The organism is Priestia sp. MDV22-iso46 (assembly GCF_058629175.1).
The window spans coordinates 1,534,450-1,554,607 of record NZ_JBZVWT010000001.1 but is presented as its reverse complement, the minus strand read 5'-3'; the positions used below and the strand labels follow the sequence as shown (position 1 = coordinate 1,554,607).

General features: G+C 37.8%; 23 protein-coding genes, 1 other RNA gene and 1 riboswitch. Of the genes, 17 read left to right on the top strand and 7 right to left on the bottom strand.

Annotated elements, in window-relative coordinates:
- The first annotated feature begins 15 nt into the window (after positions 1 to 15).
- The 3 genes from AC4NPH_RS07985 to AC4NPH_RS07975 all read left to right on the top strand — a co-directional run bounded on the left by AC4NPH_RS07985 (position 16) and on the right by AC4NPH_RS07975 (position 3,345).
- Entirely contained in the window at positions 16 to 678 is a 663-nt protein-coding gene (locus tag AC4NPH_RS07985) for a hypothetical protein (protein WP_013056121.1), read from the top strand.
- 167 nt (positions 679 to 845) lie between these two features.
- Positions 846 to 963: riboswitch (SAM riboswitch) on the top strand.
- 71 nt (positions 964 to 1,034) lie between these two features.
- Positions 1,035 to 2,180: a trans-sulfuration enzyme family protein gene (locus AC4NPH_RS07980; RefSeq protein ID WP_013056122.1), complete on the top strand. Its 1,146-nt coding sequence runs from the start codon at positions 1,035 to 1,037 to the stop codon at positions 2,178 to 2,180.
- Positions 2,164 to 3,345, top strand: coding sequence for a trans-sulfuration enzyme family protein (locus AC4NPH_RS07975; protein WP_013056123.1), 1,182 nt, complete (start codon positions 2,164 to 2,166; stop codon positions 3,343 to 3,345). Before AC4NPH_RS07980 ends, AC4NPH_RS07975 begins: the two co-directional genes overlap by 17 nt.
- A gap of 35 nt (positions 3,346 to 3,380) precedes the next feature.
- On the opposite strand, the gene yoyC is transcribed toward AC4NPH_RS07975, so the two are convergent.
- The 4 genes from yoyC to AC4NPH_RS07955 all read right to left on the bottom strand — a co-directional run bounded on the left by yoyC (position 3,381) and on the right by AC4NPH_RS07955 (position 6,918).
- Entirely contained in the window at positions 3,381 to 3,647 is a 267-nt protein-coding gene (gene yoyC, locus AC4NPH_RS07970) for a protein YoyC (protein ID WP_013056124.1), read from the bottom strand.
- A gap of 62 nt (positions 3,648 to 3,709) precedes the next feature.
- Positions 3,710 to 4,369: an SIMPL domain-containing protein gene (locus AC4NPH_RS07965; RefSeq protein ID WP_013056125.1), complete on the bottom strand. Its 660-nt coding sequence runs from the start codon at positions 4,367 to 4,369 to the stop codon at positions 3,710 to 3,712.
- A gap of 232 nt (positions 4,370 to 4,601) precedes the next feature.
- Complete coding sequence (gene putP, locus AC4NPH_RS07960; protein WP_013056127.1) at positions 4,602 to 6,080, bottom strand: sodium/proline symporter PutP; 1,479 nt, start codon at positions 6,078 to 6,080, stop codon at positions 4,602 to 4,604.
- A gap of 292 nt (positions 6,081 to 6,372) precedes the next feature.
- Complete coding sequence (locus AC4NPH_RS07955) at positions 6,373 to 6,918, bottom strand: YhcN/YlaJ family sporulation lipoprotein (RefSeq protein ID WP_013056128.1); 546 nt, start codon at positions 6,916 to 6,918, stop codon at positions 6,373 to 6,375.
- A 111-nt stretch (positions 6,919 to 7,029) separates the two neighbouring features.
- Here AC4NPH_RS07955 and AC4NPH_RS07950 point away from each other — a divergent pair, with 111 nt between their 5' ends.
- From AC4NPH_RS07950 to AC4NPH_RS07940, 3 genes are all read left to right on the top strand, one after another.
- Positions 7,030 to 7,197, top strand: coding sequence for a hypothetical protein (locus AC4NPH_RS07950; RefSeq protein ID WP_013056129.1), 168 nt, complete (start codon positions 7,030 to 7,032; stop codon positions 7,195 to 7,197).
- Between the two features lie 287 nt (positions 7,198 to 7,484).
- On the top strand, positions 7,485 to 7,688 hold the full coding sequence (locus AC4NPH_RS07945; RefSeq protein ID WP_013056130.1) for a cold-shock protein: 204 nt from the start codon (positions 7,485 to 7,487) through the stop codon (positions 7,686 to 7,688).
- Positions 7,689 to 7,793: 105 nt separating this feature from the next.
- Complete coding sequence (locus tag AC4NPH_RS07940; protein ID WP_170959566.1) at positions 7,794 to 7,970, top strand: hypothetical protein; 177 nt, start codon at positions 7,794 to 7,796, stop codon at positions 7,968 to 7,970.
- A 26-nt stretch (positions 7,971 to 7,996) separates the two neighbouring features.
- Here the strand turns inward: AC4NPH_RS07940 and AC4NPH_RS07935 are convergent, their stop codons facing one another.
- The 3 genes from AC4NPH_RS07935 to AC4NPH_RS07925 all read right to left on the bottom strand — a co-directional run bounded on the left by AC4NPH_RS07935 (position 7,997) and on the right by AC4NPH_RS07925 (position 10,371).
- Positions 7,997 to 8,308 carry a DUF6509 family protein gene (locus tag AC4NPH_RS07935; RefSeq protein ID WP_013056132.1) on the bottom strand — a complete coding sequence of 104 codons (312 nt, stop codon included), beginning with the start codon at positions 8,306 to 8,308 and terminating at the stop codon, positions 7,997 to 7,999.
- 150 nt (positions 8,309 to 8,458) lie between these two features.
- The gene (locus AC4NPH_RS07930) at positions 8,459 to 9,970 is read right to left on the bottom strand and encodes a sensor domain-containing diguanylate cyclase (RefSeq protein WP_098449815.1); all 1,512 of its coding nucleotides are present in this window, start codon (positions 9,968 to 9,970) and stop codon (positions 8,459 to 8,461) included.
- A 149-nt stretch (positions 9,971 to 10,119) separates the two neighbouring features.
- On the bottom strand, positions 10,120 to 10,371 hold the full coding sequence (locus AC4NPH_RS07925; protein WP_013056134.1) for a hypothetical protein: 252 nt from the start codon (positions 10,369 to 10,371) through the stop codon (positions 10,120 to 10,122).
- A gap of 121 nt (positions 10,372 to 10,492) precedes the next feature.
- On the opposite strand from AC4NPH_RS07925, the gene AC4NPH_RS07920 reads away from it, so the two are divergent.
- The 11 genes from AC4NPH_RS07920 (at position 10,493) to AC4NPH_RS07870 (ending at position 20,119) form a co-directional block, all read left to right on the top strand.
- Positions 10,493 to 12,763 carry a DEAD/DEAH box helicase gene (locus tag AC4NPH_RS07920; protein WP_491938684.1) on the top strand — a complete coding sequence of 757 codons (2,271 nt, stop codon included), beginning with the start codon at positions 10,493 to 10,495 and terminating at the stop codon, positions 12,761 to 12,763.
- 4 nt (positions 12,764 to 12,767) lie between these two features.
- Entirely contained in the window at positions 12,768 to 14,018 is a 1,251-nt protein-coding gene (locus AC4NPH_RS07915) for a ribonuclease H-like domain-containing protein (protein WP_098534910.1), read from the top strand.
- 346 nt (positions 14,019 to 14,364) lie between these two features.
- A complete protein-coding gene (locus tag AC4NPH_RS07910; protein ID WP_061859656.1) occupies positions 14,365 to 14,829 on the top strand; it encodes a spore coat protein in 465 nt (154 codons plus the stop codon).
- Between the two features lie 68 nt (positions 14,830 to 14,897).
- Positions 14,898 to 15,449 carry an SLOG family protein gene (locus AC4NPH_RS07905; RefSeq protein ID WP_013056138.1) on the top strand — a complete coding sequence of 184 codons (552 nt, stop codon included), beginning with the start codon at positions 14,898 to 14,900 and terminating at the stop codon, positions 15,447 to 15,449.
- Positions 15,450 to 15,553: 104 nt separating this feature from the next.
- Positions 15,554 to 15,886, top strand: a complete 333-nt coding sequence (gene gpsB, locus AC4NPH_RS07900) for a cell division regulator GpsB (protein WP_013056140.1) — start codon at positions 15,554 to 15,556, stop codon at positions 15,884 to 15,886.
- Positions 15,887 to 15,949: 63 nt separating this feature from the next.
- Positions 15,950 to 16,338, top strand: an RNA gene (gene rnpB, locus AC4NPH_RS07895) — RNase P RNA component class B.
- 247 nt (positions 16,339 to 16,585) lie between these two features.
- Entirely contained in the window at positions 16,586 to 16,930 is a 345-nt protein-coding gene (locus AC4NPH_RS07890; RefSeq protein ID WP_013056141.1) for a lmo0954 family membrane protein, read from the top strand.
- Between the two features lie 36 nt (positions 16,931 to 16,966).
- The gene (locus AC4NPH_RS07885) at positions 16,967 to 17,593 is read left to right on the top strand and encodes a PspA/IM30 family protein (RefSeq protein ID WP_013056142.1); all 627 of its coding nucleotides are present in this window, start codon (positions 16,967 to 16,969) and stop codon (positions 17,591 to 17,593) included.
- Positions 17,594 to 17,728: 135 nt separating this feature from the next.
- Positions 17,729 to 18,457 (top strand): cell wall-active antibiotics response protein LiaF, encoded by a 729-nt coding sequence (gene liaF / locus AC4NPH_RS07880; protein WP_013056143.1) that lies wholly within the window; start codon positions 17,729 to 17,731, stop codon positions 18,455 to 18,457.
- Positions 18,454 to 19,500: a sensor histidine kinase gene (locus AC4NPH_RS07875; protein ID WP_013056144.1), complete on the top strand. Its 1,047-nt coding sequence runs from the start codon at positions 18,454 to 18,456 to the stop codon at positions 19,498 to 19,500. The genes liaF and AC4NPH_RS07875 overlap by 4 nt, the downstream gene beginning before the upstream one ends.
- Positions 19,493 to 20,119, top strand: a complete 627-nt coding sequence (locus tag AC4NPH_RS07870; protein ID WP_029325141.1) for a response regulator — start codon at positions 19,493 to 19,495, stop codon at positions 20,117 to 20,119. Before AC4NPH_RS07875 ends, AC4NPH_RS07870 begins: the two co-directional genes overlap by 8 nt.
- The last annotated feature ends 39 nt before the right edge of the window (positions 20,120 to 20,158 follow it).

Below are 20,158 nucleotides of genomic sequence, written 5' to 3'. Positions count from 1 at the left end.
GAAAGAGGGAGGAGAATGAGTATAAATCGTTATATTAATAAAATTGTAGAAGTAGATATTTCAGGGAAAACTAAGTTTATTGGCAGACTTGTTGACTTAGGGTTAGATGTCATGATTTTGTATAATGGACATGATTATTTGTATATTCCTCTTTTACACATGCATCGTTTGCGAGAAGTATCAGAAGAAGACTATACGGTTTTACGTGAAATAGAAGAGAACTTGATAGAAGAAAGTCAGCGAATTTCTTATCGTAATATTTTACAGCAGGCAAAAGGGAAATTTATTGAAATTTATGTAACGGGAGGGAAATCATTGCATGGCTATATCACAAGCGTGCTGAATGATTATCTTGTGTTTTATTCTCCAGTGTATAAAAATGTCTTTGTTTCTCTACATCATTTGAAATGGCTTACCCCTTACAGTAATGAGTTAACCCCTTATTCTTTAAGTGACAAAGAGCTCCCGGTAAGGCCCGCCTCTGCACCTTTTGTCAGAAACTTTGAAGAGCAGCTTAAAAAATATGAAAATCAACTGGTCGTATTAGATTTAGGGGATCAATCAGAAAAAATTGGCGTACTTAAAGAAGTTTCTAATAATATTGTTGAACTAATTACGGCAAATGGAGAAAGTATGTATTGGAAGTTAGCTCACGTAAAATCTGTGCACTTGCCTTAGAAAAAGAGACCTGGCTGTCGTCTCTTTTTTTTATGTGCTTATCAGGATAAGTATATTGAATAAACAAATGAGATGATTTGAATTTTTTAGAAAATTATGTTGACAATAAAGAAAATCTTTATTAAAGTTATTAACAACAAACGTTAACCACCAACAATTATATAGAACTCTTATCAAGAGTGGCGGAGGGACTGGCCCTGCGATGCCCGGCAACCATCAAATGAAACATTCATTTGAACGGTGCTAATTCCTGTGGAACATCAGTATTGTTCTAACAGATGAGAGAAATCGTGTATAAACGAACACTCTTCCATCTGTGAAGAGTGTTTTTTATTTTGAGTTAAGGAGAGAAATAGATGAAAATTGAAACTTTATTAGTTCGTTCAGGAGTAGGTCGCGACCCTTCAACAGGTTCTATTACAACACCCATTTATCAAGCATCAACATTTGCTCATCCTGCTTTAGGGCAAAGTACAGGATTTGACTATGCACGTACGGCAAATCCTACTCGTACAGCATTGGAAGAAGCAATTGCTGCTTTAGAAAAAGGAGAAGTAGGAGTAGCATTTGCTTCAGGAATGGCGGGCGTAATGGCAGTTTTAGCACTATTTAAAAACGGAGATCATTTAATTGTATCAGAAGATTTATACGGAGGAACGTACCGAGTACTAAATGAAATCTTTTCAGAGCAAGGAATTACTGTTTCGTACGTCAACACAGCCCATCTCGAGCAAGTAAAAGATGCGCTTCGTCCCAACACGAAAGCTTTATTTATTGAAACACCTACAAATCCAATGATGCACGTGACTGATTTGCCCGAAGCAATTGCGTTAGCTAAACAGCATGATTTGCTTACTATCGTTGACAATACATTCATGTCCCCTTACTATCAGCGTCCTTTAGAGCTTGGAGCAGATATTGTGATACATAGTGCGAGCAAATACATTGGGGGGCATAATGATGTAGTTGCTGGTCTTGTAGTCGCTCGATGTAGTAGCTTAGGAGAGAAAATTCGTTTTTATCAAAATGCAGCTGGGGCAATCTTAGGTCCACAAGATAGCTGGTTGTTGTTGCGCGGTGTTAAGACGCTAGCGCTTCGTATGGAAAAGCATAACGAAAACGCACTGAAAATTGCAAATTGGCTTACTGCTCATGATCTCGTAGAAAAAGTGTATTACCCTGGTCTTGAAACACATCCAGGCTATGAAATCATGAAGAAACAAGCGACTGGATTTGGAGGCATGATTTCTTTTGCTGTCTCACACCCTGACATCGTGTCCACGCTTTTGGAAAATGTTAAAGTTATTACATTTGCAGAAAGCTTAGGAGGCGTGGAAAGTTTAATGACATTCCCAGCTCGTCAAACACACGCTGATATTCCCGAGGAAATTCGAAATCGTGTTGGAGTAACAAACTGTTTACTGCGATTATCAGTTGGAATTGAGCACGCAGATGATTTAATTAAAGATTTGAAGGAGGCATTTGATGCATACCAACAATAATAAACATAGATTCGGTACGAACTTAATTCATGCAAATACAGGAATTGACGGTCATTTTGGAGCGGTTAACGTACCTATTTATCAGGTATCTACATTTAACCAAGAAGATGAGACGAACAACGGCCGCTATGACTATTCTCGTTCAGGAAATCCAACTCGTGAGGCTTTAGAAAACACCATTGCTCAGCTAGAAAATGGATACGCTGGTTTTGCTTTTTCATCAGGTATGGCTGCTATCTCATCGGTGTTATCTATTTTTGAATCAGGGGATGAAATTTTAGTTTCACACGATACGTACGGCGGGACATATCGTGTATTAACACGGTTATTTTCAAAGTTTGGTATCAAAACAACTTTTGTTGATACAACGAAGGTTGAGAAAGTAGAAGAAGCAATCACAAAAGATACGAGAGCTATTTATATCGAAAGCCCTTCAAATCCATTTTTACAGGTAACGGATATTAAAGCAGTAGCAAGTTTGGCGAAGGAGCGCAATCTCCTTACAATTGTGGATAACACGTTTTTAACACCTTATCTACAGCAGCCGATTGACCTTGGTGTAAATATTGTGATTCATAGTGCTACAAAATATATCAGCGGTCACAGTGACGTCATTGGCGGTCTAGTTGTGGTAAGCGATGAAAAGCTAGCAGAAGAAGTAAAGTTTGTACAAAATGCTTTTGGTGCTATCTTAGGACCACAGGATTGTTTTTTACTGCTTCGAGGAATTAAGACATTAAAAGTTCGTTTAGATCAGCAGTTAAAAACAGCGCTGCAGTTTGCAAAGTGGCTTGAAGAACAATCTCTAGTAAGCTGTGTATACTATCCAGGCTTAGAAAGTCATCCAGACCACAAGCTGATTTCAGAACAAGCAAATGGATACGGAGCTATGATTTCTTTCCAAGTACAGGATGAAAAAGTAGCACGACATATTTTACAAGGAGTGAAATTGGCTTCAATTGGCGTTAGTCTAGGTGCAGTTGAATCCATTCTAACGCATCCTGCAACAATGTCTCATGCAAGTATCCCAAAAGAAGTACGTGAAGAAAAAGGAATTACTGATTCACTTCTTCGCCTTTCAGTAGGGTTAGAGGAATTCGAGGATTTGAAGCAAGACTTTGACGCCGTTTTTCAAAGCTTAGAAGAAAAAGCGTTAATTAAATAAAAAAAGGACTTCCATCAAGGAAGTCCTTTTTATCGTTATATACAGCTATCTAAAAGGTTTGTGTATAGGGACGTAAGCGCAACTTTTTCATCAGAGGAGAGATTGCTGTTTAGAATTCTTTTTATGCCAAGATGATATTTTACATGCGGTGTTTGCCGGACGCGTGGATGAGTCATTTCATCCTTTAAATCTTTCATAATGGCTTCGTGAAGCTGATCTTCACTTGTCATGGCTTGTTTAGAAGCGAACGAACGGTTCAACCATAGGGTTTGATAAGCTGCTAGTAAATGTTCAGAAGTCATTGTGCAAAGTGCTCCTTTAGATTAGTTTCTTCATTATAATAATCTATAGTTTACCATAAGTATTAATACGTGTACGTAACTTTTACAGAAGCAGATACAGTCAAGGACTGAGCTTGAATAGGGGGAGAGGCCGCTAATAACTTAGGCGAGGAGCCAGATGACTGATAGACGGATCCTTCTTCGATTAAAATAGGGATTTGGTTAATAGGAAGCTGCAGCGTGTTGGCAATGGTAAAAGCCTTTTCCTTAGCGTTAAGCAAAGCTTTACTTATCGCTTCTTGTTCATATTTATCATCATTTGTAACGTGGAATTGAAGGTCTTGCGCTACGTTGGCTCCGCTCGAAAACGTAGCGTTATAGACGTCGCCCGCTTGTTTTACATCTTGTACTCTTACTCTAAATAAGTGCTGTACTTCGTATCCTGTAAGAGTCGATTTTCCATCGCTATAATCATATTTAGGATTTATGGTGAATGAAGCCGTTTCAATTTGCTGGTCATTAATTCCAAGGTTTTTTATCTCTTGCAGCAGAGTATTTGAAACAGCTGAATTTTCTTTTAAGGCTTCTTGAACGTCTCGGTTTTCCGTGCGCGTTCCAATCGTCATGGAAATTTCATTTGGAACTGCTGAAACACTTCCTTCACCAATTACTTTAATTTCTCTATTTTGTGTATCTACGCGCAGTTGCTGTGTAGGTTCATACGGGAAATAAGAATGTTGCATACCAAAAACCTCCTTTATTGATCTTTAGTATATATATGATAAGAAAAGGAGATTAAAAACAAAAAGAGATTGAGACATAACTAAATCAACCGCTAGAAGCACCTACATACATGATACCTACATTCACCATACCAATAAAAAAATCCGAACGAATTTGATTCTTCATCAAGAATCTAGATTCATCGTTCGGATCTTCCTTCAACTAACATACTTTTCTTCAGCTTCTTTTTGTTTATTTCGATTCTTTTATTAAGATTTCTTTCATTTCAATGAATTGATTTTGAACATCGTTTGACGGTTTCTTTGTTAGTAAACTTACAATAATAACAGCTAATAAGCTTAAAAAGAACCCAGGAATCATTTCGTAAAGGGCATCCTTCAATGGAGTATTTACCCAAATTAATACTGTAGCAGCACCTACAATCATCCCTGCAAGTGCTCCCCATCGAGTCATACGCTTCCAGTAAAGACTTAGTAAAATAGCAGGACCAAAAGCTGAACCAAATCCAGCCCAAGCATATCCAACCAGCCCTAAAATCGTATCACTAGGTTTTAAAGAAAGCAAAATGCCAATAATTGCAACACCTAAAACCGCAGCTCTTCCAACCGTCACAAGCTCTTTGTCAGAGGCCTTGCGTCGGAAAAATGTTTTATAAAAGTCTTCTGTAACAGAGCTTGCCGTTACAAGCAGCTGAGAAGAAATGGTACTCATAATTGCCGCTAGTAAAGCTGCATATAAAAATCCAGTAATTAACGGATTGAAGAGTATATCCGCAAATTTAATAAAAATAGTTTCAGGATCTGCTAGTTTCATACCCGTTTTTTCTACATATGCAATTCCAACAAGCCCTGTCAGCATAGCACCAATAATAGAAATAATCATCCAGCTCATTCCAATACGACGTGCGGGTTTTAACTCCTTAACAGAAGAGATAGCCATAAAGCGCACGATAATATGTGGCTGTCCGAAATAGCCAAGTCCCCAGGCTAAGAAAGATATAATACCTAAAACGGTCGTACCTTTAAAAATGTCAAGGTATGCTGGATTAATGTCCTGTACAATATCCATTGTTGTGTTAACGCCTCCAACATTGGTGAAAGCTACAATGGGTACTAAAACTAAGGCAAGAAACATAATAACACCTTGAACAAAATCTGTTAAACTAACGGCTAAAAATCCGCCGAAAAGAGTGTAGGCAATAACAACAGATGCTGTTACGAACAAGCCAATTTGATAATTTAAACTAAATGCCGATTCAAATAATCGTCCACCTGATACCATACCAGCTGAAGTGTAAAGAGTGAAGAAGATAAAGATAACGATTGCTGATACTGTTCGAAGAACCTTGGCATGGTCGCCAAAGCGATTTTCAAAAAAGTCTGGAATTGTAATGGAGTCGTTCGCTACTTCCGTATAAGTGCGAAGGCGCGGAGCAAGGATTAAATAGTTTAAATAAGCACCTATAGACAAACCTACTGCTAGCCATACGCTAGAAAGGCCCGTTACATACATGGAGCCAGGAAGACCCATTAACATCCACCCACTCATATCCGAAGCGCCAGCTGAAAGGGCGGTAACGGCTGGACCTAGCCCGCGTCCTCCTAACATATAGCCAGCTACATCTTCAGTGGTTTTTGTATAGGCATACCATCCTATTCCGAGCATTCCTACAAAATAAATGCCGAGTGAAATATAAACCCCAATATCCACAAAATCTCCCCTTTATGCATTTTTTATGCATGGGATAAGCAACACATCCCATGAAAACGTCTTATGGTTTTTAAAACTAACAAACTTTTCCTATACTATCAACCCGTAAAATCGTAAATTTTCTAAGTCTAAAATCCCCCAAACCTTTATACAAAAGAAATGAAATCGTTTTCAAAATAAAGTAAAATAAAAATATTCAGAAATTTATCAGCGTATTTTTTATGCAATATTTTATGCAATAGGTAAAATAAAAAGAGCATTTTATAAAATGCTCTTTTGACATTCATGTATATTAGCGTGAATTCGGGAATACGCGTCGAACAACTTCGGAAAACTCGTTAAACAGTCCAGAAACTGGTTTGCCTGTTTGAAGCTTGTCTACATATCCGTTCATACGGTTTACAAAATCAGGGTTTGTTGATACAAACACTCGATGAACACTGCCGTCGGCTTTTCTCACTTCATGTGCAATCTTATGCTCCATATCTTTTGTGAGATTACCTTCTTTGTTATCGTCTAATACAGCTGCTACATAAGCTGTATGATCGGTTACAATTACATTAGCATCTTTTACATTTTTTAACGCTACGATACGATCAGCCGCCACATCGGCTACTCTCATTCCGCCGGACTGATTATACTGTTCTTTTTCGTTACGCTGTACGTCTTGCGTATCGTTTACGTCATTCATTTTCGTTTTATTGTTCCCATTTTCATATGTGACGTTGCGGACTGTGTCATCATCAATGACGCCATCTTTACCTTGATCTGCTGTGCTGCAGCCGAATAAAGAAAGGGTCGTCATGCAGCCTACAACAAACAAAAACGATTTCTTCATGATAGTATCACTCCTTATAAGTTTTAACCTTTCTTATAATTTGTTAAAAACGTGTGAAGCATACATGAAAAATATAAAAAAGCCTATACTATCGAAAAAGGAGGAATATGTATGAGTGGAATCCAACAAAGCATATTTGTGCTTCATACAAAAGAAGAAAACCATGAAGAAACAACAACGTTTGCACTAACTTCAGAAGAAGCTAAGCTATTATTTGAGACCCTGCAAAATAAACGAAAAGAAATTATCGACGCCCATATTGATAACATGCTGACGTAAGGAAGATAAATATTTTGCAAAACGGATGAGCCATATGTTAAGAATGGCCCAATATTTGCATTCTACATATAGGTATAGTATAATGTAAACGCAACCAAATTTAATAAATGTAATGAATACTACGTTTGACCATATACTCGAATTAGATTTAGTGAAAATTCACTTGTTATAAAGGAGATCTACTTCGCGTAGGTCTCTTTTATAATATGTGAATTTTTTATTTACGGTATAAATGTAAATATAGAGTAACATATTAAAATTTTTACATTTTTTGGAGGTTTTTTTACATGGCTACTACAGGTACAGTAAAATGGTTTAACAGTGAAAAGGGCTTCGGTTTTATCGAAGTACCAGGCGAAAATGACGTATTCGTTCATTTTTCAGCTATCCAATCTGAAGGCTTCAAAACATTAGAAGAAGGCCAAAAAGTTGAATTTGAAATCGTTGAAGGTCAACGTGGACCTCAAGCGGAGAATGTTGTAAAATTATAATTCAACGCTACATATGAAAGCTGCCGATAGGCAGCTTTTTTTTATACAAATTTGTTTTATTTGTATGATTAAGAAAATAGATTAAAGTAGGGGAGAAGGGAAGGCATGAGTTCATTTCATTGCTGTGCCACATGTCAACATTTTCAAAGCATTAAATTGGATAAGGGAATGAAGTATCTCTGCAAAAGACTAGGCTATGAGACCCGACCTTCTTATCAGTTTACATGCTGGGAGCCAAAAGAAGTAGTTAAAAAACTAATGGAAAAACGAAATCAAAAATAAGCTCTTTTTAAAGAGCTTATTTTTGATTATTCCTCGTTATTTGTACCTTCCTCTGAAGGTAAATGCTTCCCGCAAAACTCTTTTACAGCTTCTTCTTCCTCTTCTTCAAGGTCGAAGTCTAATACTTTATTTGTTGAAACTTCGTAGAAATGAGTTTGGGCAATAGAAGTGTTATCTTCGCCTTTAATATATACTAAGCGTAGTGCTAGGTCGTTGCCCGTATATAATTCATCATCTTCTTCTACCTCAATGTATAAATGAAATTCATAGCGTTCACCTAGAAGGAGACCAAATGGATCCTGCAATTGTTCAGCTGTATATTCTTTAATTGTAAACATATGTACGTCCTTTCCATATATCAGTAAAATACTTGCATCATCTATTATAGTTTTTCTTTGCAAAGAAAGAAAGTGCATGCGTAATTCATGCACGGATTTATTCCTTGATCATTCTATTTAGCGAATCGATGGCGCAAGGACTTCGATGATTTACTTAAAGGCGGAAGAAACGCGCGTATGTTTTTGCTTATACATGGCAGCATCTGCTTTTTGAATTAATGTATCTAGGTTGGTGTCGTCTGAAGGCGCACATATAATAAATCCGTAACTCGCAGACAGTGCATATGGCTTATTAAATTCTTTCTTTTTACCTTCTAGCTGCTCATTAATATTTTGCCACAGCTCTTGTACGTATTCTTCCGTTTGTTCAGGAGCAATTAATAAAAACTCATCGCCTCCGTAGCGAAAGAGCGTGTCATCTTTGCTAATATAACCACTAATTGATTCTGCTATTGTTTTAATAAGCCAGTCGCCTTCTCTATGACCGTATTGATCATTTACTAGTTTTAAAGAATTAATATCGATAAAACATAATAGAAAAGGTGTATCATTGGTTTTTGCTCTCAGCAGCTCCAGCTGCAGTTTTTCCATTCCACTTCTTCGATTTAAAATTCCGGTTAGCATATCAGTTGAAGCATGCAAGCTCAATTCATGCTCAACCGCTTTTAAATCGGTTATATCGGTAATACCTGCGAGTATGCAGCTTTCGCTTTGATACTCTAGTAATTCATAATTGATCATAACCCACTTAGAATCTCCATATTCCCGTGCTTCTAGGATGTAGTTTTTTACATATTTCTCTTGTTGAAGACGTTTTAAAATCTCCTCTCGATCTTCATCGGTGGGATAGATTATAAATCCGTCTATTTGATCAAGATCTTGAGAAGCAAGATTGTAAAAATGAATAGCTTTATTGTTAATGAGCAGCACTTTGTGGTCGGATAATCTTGTTAATAGTAAAGGATAGGGATTAATTTTGAACAGCGTAAAAAAATTACGTTCGCTTTTTTTTAGCTGTAAATGACTCATATATTCTTTGTGACGGTATGTATAAAGAATGTATGAAATAAGTAAAGCGATAGCAACTGCTGCAGTTGTATTGATCTGCTTTGAAATAAGAGAAAAAGAATCCGGTACATATCGTGATAAGCCGTATAGTAAAAAAAGATGGTTAGGAATAAAAATGATGCACAGCTGTTTTAATTTCATAGGACACAAAACAGCTGTGGAAATCAACAGCATCATATATACGTCTACGCGACCTGTGAAAAGCTGACTGTTAATAGTAGAAAGTGCTGCAGCAAATACGTAATAAAATATATAGCCATATACAATGGTGCTTAAGCAGTTAGCAAACCGCTCTTTTCTCTTACTAACATAATAGAAAAATAAATAAAGAGAGGAGAGAGCAAAACTAGTGAAATGAATACCAATTAGTGTATGTCTAAACTGAGATGTTCCCGCATGTTGAAGTAAAGAAAAACCTATATAAATATAAATAGGATAGGAAACTACAAGAGCAAGTGAAACTAGCTTGACTCTTTGTTGAAGCATTTCTACATTCGTTTTATCGAACATTTTATCTTCATTAACTTCTCTTCCAGAAGGAAAACGAAATTTCTTCAAAAAGGAGAAAGGTAAAAGAGAAAGAAGGAATGACATGACCATCATCTCCATATCTTTTTTAGGTATTTTAGCATGTTTGTATAAGAAAAGACATGAATTTTTTAGATGAAAATGTCTGCTTTTTGATTAAGAAAAAGCATAAAGATTTATATGATTAAAGGTGAGGACAAAGAGCCTCACCTTTTTTATTGAAGTTTATTCGATTCAGCATGCCGTACAAACATGGTCTCATCTTCTACTAAGCCGCAAGCTCCGCACTGAATGCGTTTTTGCGGTCCGTTATAAGCAGCATGAAAGGCATCGAGTGTATCGTTTGTGTATTCTTCTACGACGTCTCCGCTTCTTGGATCCATTTTTACAGGTTTTGCATTTTGTTCAATGATATTAAAGCGCGTTCGATTTGTTTTGCAGCTAGGGCAAAGATAAGGGCTTCCCATTTTTAACATCTCCTTGAAAAATTTACTGTATTAATACCATGTCCGAATCCACCAAAAACATACAAAAACTTATGGTTTTCTATCGAACGTTCATTCGTTAAAATAGAAGCAGGTGATGAAAATGAGAATACGAAAAAACTTACAAGAAGTAATGGATATCTTGCAAACGAATCCGTCATATCAGCAAAATATCGTTCATTGGCATACAATCGAAGAGAAAGAAGCTAAAACTGCGCCATTTCCAGCTTCTTTGCATACGAAACTGCGGCAAGTACTTGAGAATCGAGGAATTGGTTCGCTTTATACGCATCAAAAAACAGCGTTTGATTTGGCGACAGCTAAGAAGAATGTTGTGGCTGTGACGCCGACAGCATCAGGGAAAACATTGTGCTACAACTTGCCGGTACTCCAGAGTATTATGGAGAATGATCAGGCTAGAGCTCTTTATTTGTTTCCAACAAAAGCGCTTGCTCAAGATCAAAAAAGTGAGTTAAATGAAATCATTGAAGAAATGGAAGTACCAATCAATAGCTACACGTATGATGGAGATACTCCGGCAAACATCCGTCAAAAGGTGAGAAAAGCAGGTCATATTGTTATTACGAATCCAGATATGCTTCATTCAGCTATTTTACCTCATCATACTAAATGGGTATCACTGTTTGAAAACTTGAAGTACATTGTGATTGATGAACTTCATACGTACCGCGGTGTTTTTGGAAGCCATGTAGCCAACGTTATACGCCGATTAAAGCGAATTTGCCGCTACTATGGAAGCAATCCTATCTTTATTTGTACATCAGCGACCATCGCTAACCCAAAAGAACTCGCTGAACATTTAACGGGAGCTCATGTTATGTTAGTAGATAACAACGGAGCGCCTAGCGGCCGCAAGCATTTTATTTTTTATAACCCTCCTATTGTTAATAAACCGTTAAACATTAGAAGAAGTGCTACGCTTGAAGTGCGAAATATTGCAGGAGAGTTTTTGAAAAATAAAATTCAAACGATTGTATTTGCACGAAGCCGAGTACGAGTGGAAATTATTTTAACGTATCTGCAGGAGCTCGTAAAAAACCAGCTTCAAAATAAGTCTATTCAAGGGTACCGCGGAGGATATTTGCCGAAGCAGCGACGCGAAATAGAAAGAGGACTTCGAGAGGGAAGTATTTACGGGGTAGTCAGTACGAATGCTTTAGAACTAGGAGTGGATATCGGGCAGCTGCAGGTGTGTGTGATGACAGGTTATCCAGGCACGGTTGCAAGCGCTTGGCAGCAAGCAGGACGAGCAGGGAGACGTCACGGAGAAGCCGTCATTGTGATGATCGCAAGTTCAAGTCCGCTTGATCAGTATATGATTCAGCATCCGGACTACTTTTTTAGCAGAAATCCAGAAACAGCTCGAATTAATCCTGATAATCTTGTTATTTTAGTCGATCATTTAAAATGTGCGTCCTATGAGCTGCCGTTTAAGCAGGGAGAAACATTTGATGGGGTAGAAATTGAAGACGTCCTGGAGTTTTTGCAAGAAGAGCGAGTGATTCATTTTAGCGGAGACAAATGGTACTGGATGAATGATTCGTTCCCAGCTCATAATATCAGTCTGCGCTCTGCATCCCAAGAAAATGTTGTCATCATTGATCAATCGGACGTTGCAAATGTGAAAGTAATTGGAGAAATGGATCGCTTTAGTGCCATGACGCTTCTTCATGATGAGGCGATTTACTTGCATCAAGGCATTCAGTATCAAGTAGAATACTTGGACTGGGATGAGAAAAAAGCGTATGTTCGTGAAGTGGATGTAGACTATTTCACCGATGCAAACTTAGCGGTTAACTTAAAGGTTCTAGAAGCTGATAAAGAACGGATGGAGAGAACATATTCAATCGGTTATGGCGATGTAATGGTCAGCGCTATGGCTACGATATTTAAAAAAATAAAGTTTGAGACGCATGAAAACATAGGGTCAGGTCCCATTTCACTTCCGGAAGAAGAGCTTCATACAAATGCCGTGTGGCTAAGCTTTGAAAAAGAACAGTTTAACGAATCTGAACAACGATTGGAACAAGCGCTCATTTCCGTGGCAAATGCCCTTCAGTCAATTGCACCGCTTATGGTGATGTGCGATCCGTCTGATTTACATGTAGTGCCTCAGATAAAAGCGGTGCACAACGAACAGCCGACTATCTTCTTATATGATCGATACCCGGGAGGCATTGGGCTAAGTGACAAAGTATACGAACAAATGAATGATGTGCTAAATCAAACCAATCAATTAATTGTAAATTGTTCTTGCGAAAGCGGCTGTCCGTCTTGTATCGGTATGGAAGCACAGGGAGAATACGCAAAAAGCGATGCGCTCGTGCTGCTACAACAACTGCAAAGTAGGTGAACTCGTGTCTTTTAAAAATAAATTAAACCGTATGAAAAAGCATCTTCATGTTACAGAAGCAAAGCCGCCGGTTGAAAGTAACCCGCAGCGACCTAAAAGCGCGTCTATTCCCTATGAGCAGGAATGGAAGGGAAATCATGCTGTTCCTTACTTTGCCGAAGACAGCTACTGTATGATCAGAGAAGTGGTTTACCCGCTCGACTATAAGCATGGACATTATGAATTTAATGAGCTGAAAAAAGTAGTGGAAGTATGGAATCGGTCTACAGTTGCTCATCCGCTTTCATCAAAAGGCCGCACATATTCAGATTTATTTTTCTTTGATACGGAAACGACGGGGCTTAGTACAGGTACGGGAACGACTATCTTTTTGCTAGGATATGCAAGGGTGCTAAAAGATTCCGTCGTTTTTCGTCAGCATATATTAACAGAGCCAAGTGGAGAAGTAGCATTTTACGAAAGTTTCTTAAAAGAAGTAGACTATACGACGCTTGTGACTTATAATGGGAAATCTTTCGATTGGCCTCATGTGAAGACTCGTCATACGCTATTGAGAGATCATTTGCCCAAGCTGCCTAAGTTCGGTCACTTTGATTTACTGCATGCATCAAGAAGGCTGTGGAAACATAAAATGAATTCGGTTAAGCTTGCGAATGTCGAAAATGAAATACTTGGAATTGAACGAGTGGATGATATTCCAGGTTTCTTAGCTCCCATGATTTATTTTGATTTTATTGAAACGAAAAATCCAAGAGGCTTATTCGACATTATGAAACATAATGAACATGATATTTTATCACTTATCACCTTATACATTCATTTATCAAAACATCTCCTTACTAGTGAGGAGTTTACAGAAAAAGAAACATATGAAGTAGCAAGGTGGTATGAGCAGTTAGGGGAGAATAAGCACGCTTTCTCTCTTTATCAGGGCGTAGCGGAAAAAGAAAAAGAGGAGCATGAAAAAGCTCAGCTAGCGATGGCTTATCATTATAAAAAAGAGAAGAGTTGGAAAGAGGCAGTGGACATGTTTGAACCCTTGGTTCAAACATGTGAAGGTGACGTCGCTATAGAAGCATTGGTTGAGCTAGCTAAAATTTATGAGCATCGTCTCAAAGATGTTCATAAAGCACTTCTATATACTGAGCTGGCCTTGGAAAAGTGGAATCAATTCAGAGAAATGACTAAAAAAACGTCGAAGGAAGCGCTTGAAAAAAGACTTGTTAGACTAAAAAATAAATCAGCTAAAGCATAGACTTCAGCTGATTTATTTTAAAATATTCAGAATTATTATTCTTTTGTTTTTGTGGATGTTTTATATTGTTCTATTTTTCAGTCATTGATAAAATTAGTCAATGTAAGACTTATTCTTACAGCTTAAAAACAGAACTTTGGTGAGATGGAGAGAGGCCTCATGAAAAATGTGATTTTAGTATCATTTTTCGCATTAATTTGTTTAACAGTAATTGTCTTAAGCAGTTTGAAAAACTCGTATAACTCCTTTATGTAGGCCAAAAATAGGTGTTTGTCTTAGTACATGTACACTGCCCTTCACATATTGTAATAGTGTAATAACTAAACAGTGAAAGGGGAAAAAGGATATGTATCCAAGACCAACAAAATGTATGCCACCAATTGTGCATCCAACAAAATGCTGCACGCAGTTTACTTCTCAGGAGGTAGTTGTACCTCACATTCATCCAAGTCATAATACATTGGTGAATCATACAAATGTGAAGCACGTGCATTACTTCCCGCAAACGCAATCTGTTGTAAATGAAACTTCAAATCAACAGTTTTTTGGCGGTGCGCAGCAATATCCAACTCAAGTAGGGGGAGCAGGCTATCCAGGTCAAATGGGAGGCTACCCAGGTCAAGTAGCAGGTGCTGGTTACCCAGGTCAAGGAGGTTACCCAGGTCAAGTAGCAGGTGCTGGTTATCCAGGTCAAGGAGGCTACCCAGGTCAAGTAGCAGGTGCTAGTTATCCGGGACACAAAGGTTGCGGCCAAGGAAGCTGTCATACAAAAGGCGCGCATCAAGGACCTAATTCAGGGTATTTTAGATAATGTACTGTACGTTAATAGGAGCTGATTACATCAGTTCCTATTCTATTTTGTTACAAAGGAGTTATATAATGAAGGTGCTAACGGTTACTGGTTATAAGCCATTCGAACTTGGGATTTTTAATGAAAAACATCAAGGCATTACATACATAAAAAAAGCGCTCTATAAAAAATTACAGGAATTAGTAGAAGATGGATTAGAATGGGTATTGATTAGTGGCCAGCTAGGAGTAGAGATTTGGGCAGCAGAAGTGGTATTTGATCTCCAGCTCGATTATCCCGAGCTTCAGTTAGCTGTTTTAACACCGTTTTTGGAGCAAGAAGAAAAATGGAATGAAGTCAATAAAGAATTGTATGAATTCGTCTTAAGTCAAGCAGATTATGTAGATAGCATTACAAAAAAGAAATATGAAAGTCCAGCACAGTTTCGGTTAAAAAATCAATTTTTAGTAGAAAAAAGTGAAGGTATTTGTTTAGTTTACGACGAAGAGCACGAAGGAAGTCCTAAATATATGTTAGAAACGGCTAAAAAACGTGCTGAACGAGAAGAATACCCTATTATAATGGTGACGTCTCACGACTTACAGGATATCGTGGATGAAGAAAAATTTTCATCTTTTTAACGCCACTTGGCGAAACATTTTAAAAGATAAATTGACATTTGAAGCTATTTTTGAAAAAATGAATTATAATAAAGATAAGGTTTATCGTATTCGAGGTGATAGAGATGTTAGCTGATAAAATCCGTTTAACGGCCAAAGAAATTTTAGAAAAAGAATTTAAAACAGGCATGAGAGGCTATAATCAAGAAGAAGTAGATAAGTATCTAGATTCTGTTATTAAAGATTATGAAGCATTTCATGAAGAAATTGAAGCATTACAAACTGAAAATTTACGCTTAAAAAAGCAAGTAGAAGAATTATCTAAAAAGCCGCAACAACCTTCGTTTACCCCGCCGCCGGCTCAACAGCAGCAGCAAGCGGGTACGACAAACTTTGATATTTTAAAACGTTTGTCTAACTTAGAAAAACATGTGTTTGGAAGTAAATTATACGAATAACCTAAAAATAGGAGTTGCATTCAACTCCTATTTTTATTATACTAAGGAAAGTCGTTATCAATAACGTTCGGGTAATTGCTGCATCACATATGAGGATGTAGAGGAAAGTCCATGCTCGCACAGGCTGCGATGTCTGTAGTGTTCGTGCCTAGCGAAGTCATAAGCTAGGGTAGCTGTTAAAAGCTAACGGCGGGGAAAAAGCCTAAGTCTTTTTAAGATATGGCTTGACTACTCTGAAAGTGCCACAGTGACGAAGTCTTATCAGAAATGGTAAGAGTGGAACGAGGTAAACCCCTCGAGCGAGAAACCCAAATAATGGTAGGGGAACTTTCTGGAAGGAACTGAACGGAAGGAAGGACAAAATGGTTACATTTTGTAGATAGATAATTGCCACCGGAGTACGAGGTAGCTAGCCGCTTGCAGTACAATGGTACAAAACATGGCTTACAGAACGTTATTGAAAAGCAATCGACACTTGTTGTTATACACTATATTTTAATCCAACCCAGCTCTTCGTATAACGGAAGAGCTTTTTTTATGTCAAAATGACAGCTTATCATAAGCTGTCATTTTTTTGTACAATCAGACTGAGCTTGTTGTCAGCCTCAGGTCTTAGGAGAAAATAAAGCTCTAGCTCGTTTTGAAAAAACGTCATAATCCTTAAACTAAGTATATAGATAAGCGAAAGGAGGAGACAAAATGAAAAAAGTTGGTTTGTTTTTGATTGGAGCGGTAGCTGCTATCGTTCTTCTTGCAAATGCTGGTCCGATGGTAGGACTTGCACTTGGCTTGGTTATTTTGTACGTAGCATTTAAAGGGTTTGTTAAAGCAGAGGCCCCCTTTAAAAAATGGCTCTGGGGGTTTATTGGTGTTGTTGTACTCTTAACAACTGTTTCAAACCTCCCGGCCCTTGCTGGTATCATCGCAGCAGTAGTACTTTACATTGTATATAAAAAGTGGAACAGCAGCAGCCCTATAAAAACGGAAAAAGAAGATCCGTTTAAGCATTTTGAACGTCAGTGGGCTGACTTAAATCAAAAATAATAAAAGTTTACTTTATTATCTAAGGAGATGAACAAAATGAGAAACTTATTTACTCGAATGAAAGAAACGATTTCTGCAGACCTTCATCAATTGCTTGATCACAAAGAACAAAAAAATCCAATTGCTGCACTAAACCACTATTTGCGTCAATGCGAGCAGGAGACCGAAAAGGTAAGGCAGCTTGTTGAGCGACAGCACACGTTAAAAGAACAGTTTAATCGCGAATACCATCTGGCCCTTGACATGATGAAAAAACGTCATGAGCAAGCACAAGTAGCACAAGCAGCTGAAGAAGCGGAATTACATGAATTTATTTTAAAAGAACATGCTCACTACGAAGAGAGAGCAAAGCGTGTAAAAGAATCTTATGAAGATGCATCCAAGCAGTTAGAAGAGCTTGAACAAAAGTATGAAGAAATGAAGCATAAGGTAAAAGATATGCATATTCGCCGTATGGAACTAATGGGGCGCGAAAATATTGCTCGTGCGCATCATCGTATGAATTCAGTAATGAAAACAGAAGCATCTTATACGTCCTACAGCCAGTTTGACGAAATGGAAACCTATATTGACCAGCTTGAAAATCAAATTAATACAAATTACTATAGACAAACGGTAGACAGCAAGATTGCTGAATTAGAAAAAAGAGTAAAATCATCGTAAAAAATCAGTGTTTCTGCATAAAACATGGTATTCTAAAAAAGGCGTAGGTTTCTGCGTCTTTTTAAGGTGAGAGAATAGATACCTGCAGCATCCAAAGAACGCTATGTCATCTACGAGGAGAAAGGAGAGAGAGCTGTGCAAAGCGTAAACAAAACAGAATCTCTTATGTTCATTTTTATTTGCAGTTTATTTGTCCTGTTTATTGAAATTATGTTTTTTCACAGCGGCTTGATCTTTTCTGTATTAATTGCCGGTGCGTTCATGTATATTGGGCGAAAAAAAATGAGAAGAAAACTAGGGCGCATTTTATTTTGGATTGGCGTTATTGGGCTTGTGTTGAATATATTTAATACGGTTGCCTTTAAGTTTTTAGTTATTGCTCTTTTTCTGTATTTTTTACTTAGATTTATTCAATCAAGAAAGCATCCCGTTGAATTCAGACCGACTGACGAATTTACCCAGCAGCCAAACCAAAGTTTGGTGCAGGTCCGGCCGGTTTTGACGAATAAACTTCTTGGTAGTCAAAGAACCGAAGACTCCGTATACGAATGGGATGATATTAATATTCAAAGCGTATGGGGAGACATTGTGGTTGATTTAAGCAATACCGTTCTGCCAAAAGGCGATGCGGTTATTTTTATTCGTCAAGCGTTTGGAAATATTAAAGTGCTCATTCCTTACGAAACGGAAGTATCTGTGAATCATTCTAAACTAGCAGGAAACGTAACGGTTTTTGGACATCAGCGCGGCTTTTCGTTCAATGAAAATTTGTCTATCAAAACAGAGGAATTTGATCAATCTGCTCATAGGGTGAAGATTGTTACAACTGTTGTGATTGGAGATTTAGAGGTGCAAAGGATATGAGTATTCTTCAACGGCAGTTATTATGGGGGATTTTCTTAAGTTTTTTTGTATTTGTATCCGTGCTCCTTACCGTGTTTTTTGCATATCCTGTTTTTCAACTTAGCGACTTATGGAAAACAAGCGTATTTGGCATGCCTTTTGTGCTGTTTTCCTTCAGTTTAAGCCTTACGATTGGAAGCGTGATTGGAGGAATCATGGGGTTTATGTGGAGACAGCAGTGGACATATGTTGAAAACCGATTATATGAAATAGAAAATGGCCACCGGCATATGTCGGCAAATGAACCGCTTATTCAAGAAACGTCTCGAATTATAAGCCGTTTAAATAAAGTAGATCATAAAATGATTCTTCAAGCACAGCAATCTCAAAAGATGGCAACGGAAAAAGTGGAAAATCAGCAAAAGCAAGTGCAAGAAATTGTTTCTCAGGAACGAAATCGGCTTGCTAGAGAACTGCATGACTCCGTTAGTCAGCAGCTATTTGCCGCTTCGATGCTTATGTCTGCTATTACGGAATCCAATCTTACGCTACAAGACTCTGAAGCTAAGCAATTAAAGATGGTTGAAAAAATGATTAATCAATCACAGCTTGAAATGAGGGCTTTGCTTCTTCATCTTCGTCCTGCAGCATTAAAAGGAAAATCGCTACAGGCTGGAATGAAAGAACTGATGAATGAGCTTGCTCAAAAAGTACCGCTTGAATTAAATTGGAAAATAGAAGGATTTGAACTCGATAAAGGCATTGAAGACCACTTGTTTAGAATTTTGCAAGAATCCGTATCAAATACGCTGCGTCATGCCAATGCAACAGCTTTAGATGTGCTGCTGATTAAACGTGACTTTTCCATTATTTTACGTATTGTTGATAACGGAGTTGGTTTTGATGTAGAAAAGGAAAAAGTCGGATCGTACGGCCTGCAAAATATGTACGAACGCGCAGTTGAAATTGGAGGCCTATTAAAAATTATTAGCTTGCCCGACAAAGGAACAAAGCTAGAAGTGAAAGTACCGTTAGTAGAAAGAGAGGAGAAGCAAAATGATTAATGTACTGTTAGTAGATGATCATGAAATGGTTCGTATTGGCGTAGGAGCGTATTTGTCGGCTCAAGCAGACATTCATGTGATAGCTGAAGCAGCAAATGGCCAACAGGCCGTTGAATTAGGGCTTCAGCTGCGCCCGGATATTATTTTAATGGATTTAGTCATGGAAGAAATGGACGGGATTGAAGCAACGAAACAACTGATTAAGCAGTGGCCAGAAGCGAAAGTGATCATTGTCACTAGCTTTCTAGATGATGAAAAAGTATATCCCGCTCTAGAGGCAGGGGCAACAAGCTATTTATTAAAAACGTCTAAAGCAGGAGAAATTGCAGCTGCTATTCGCCGTACATATGAGGGGCAATCTGTATTAGAGCCCGAAGTAACCGGTAAAATGATGTCTAAAATGAGAAAACCGTCTTTACCTCATGAAGAACTGACAGCTCGTGAAATGGAAATTTTATTGCTAATGACGCAAGGCAAAACAAATCAAGAGATTGCAGACGAATTATTTATTGCGCTAAAGACGGTAAAAACACATGTGAGCAATTTATTAAGTAAGCTGGATGTACAGGACCGGACTCAAGCAGTCATCTATGCCTTTAAACACAAATTAGTGCAGTGAGAATCGTTATTCAAAAGAGAATAACGATTTTTTTTGTGA

Bases quoted from the DNA above. Each gene is read 5' to 3' on its own strand.
- AC4NPH_RS07945 (WP_013056130.1), top strand. From the start codon at position 7,485: ATGGCTACTACAGGTACAGTAAAATGGTTTAACAGTGAAAAGGGCTTC.
- AC4NPH_RS07875 (WP_013056144.1), top strand. From the start codon at position 18,454: ATGAGTATTCTTCAACGGCAGTTATTATGGGGGATTTTCTTAAGTTTT.
- AC4NPH_RS07910 (WP_061859656.1), top strand. From the start codon at position 14,365: ATGTATCCAAGACCAACAAAATGTATGCCACCAATTGTGCATCCAACA.
- yoyC (WP_013056124.1), bottom strand. From the start codon at position 3,647: ATGACTTCTGAACATTTACTAGCAGCTTATCAAACCCTATGGTTGAAC.
- AC4NPH_RS07965 (WP_013056125.1), bottom strand. From the start codon at position 4,369: ATGCAACATTCTTATTTCCCGTATGAACCTACACAGCAACTGCGCGTA.
- AC4NPH_RS07920 (WP_491938684.1), top strand. From the start codon at position 10,493: ATGAGAATACGAAAAAACTTACAAGAAGTAATGGATATCTTGCAAACG.
- AC4NPH_RS07985 (WP_013056121.1), top strand. From the start codon at position 16: ATGAGTATAAATCGTTATATTAATAAAATTGTAGAAGTAGATATTTCA.
- AC4NPH_RS07885 (WP_013056142.1), top strand. From the start codon at position 16,967: ATGAGAAACTTATTTACTCGAATGAAAGAAACGATTTCTGCAGACCTT.
- AC4NPH_RS07935 (WP_013056132.1), bottom strand. From the start codon at position 8,308: ATGTTTACAATTAAAGAATATACAGCTGAACAATTGCAGGATCCATTT.
- AC4NPH_RS07925 (WP_013056134.1), bottom strand. From the start codon at position 10,371: ATGGGAAGCCCTTATCTTTGCCCTAGCTGCAAAACAAATCGAACGCGC.
- AC4NPH_RS07870 (WP_029325141.1), top strand. From the start codon at position 19,493: ATGATTAATGTACTGTTAGTAGATGATCATGAAATGGTTCGTATTGGC.
- AC4NPH_RS07930 (WP_098449815.1), bottom strand. From the start codon at position 9,970: ATGTCATTCCTTCTTTCTCTTTTACCTTTCTCCTTTTTGAAGAAATTT.
- AC4NPH_RS07980 (WP_013056122.1), top strand. From the start codon at position 1,035: ATGAAAATTGAAACTTTATTAGTTCGTTCAGGAGTAGGTCGCGACCCT.
- AC4NPH_RS07955 (WP_013056128.1), bottom strand. From the start codon at position 6,918: ATGAAGAAATCGTTTTTGTTTGTTGTAGGCTGCATGACGACCCTTTCT.
- AC4NPH_RS07890 (WP_013056141.1), top strand. From the start codon at position 16,586: ATGAAAAAAGTTGGTTTGTTTTTGATTGGAGCGGTAGCTGCTATCGTT.
- AC4NPH_RS07950 (WP_013056129.1), top strand. From the start codon at position 7,030: ATGAGTGGAATCCAACAAAGCATATTTGTGCTTCATACAAAAGAAGAA.
- gpsB (WP_013056140.1), top strand. From the start codon at position 15,554: ATGTTAGCTGATAAAATCCGTTTAACGGCCAAAGAAATTTTAGAAAAA.
- AC4NPH_RS07940 (WP_170959566.1), top strand. From the start codon at position 7,794: ATGAGTTCATTTCATTGCTGTGCCACATGTCAACATTTTCAAAGCATT.
- AC4NPH_RS07975 (WP_013056123.1), top strand. From the start codon at position 2,164: ATGCATACCAACAATAATAAACATAGATTCGGTACGAACTTAATTCAT.
- AC4NPH_RS07905 (WP_013056138.1), top strand. From the start codon at position 14,898: ATGAAGGTGCTAACGGTTACTGGTTATAAGCCATTCGAACTTGGGATT.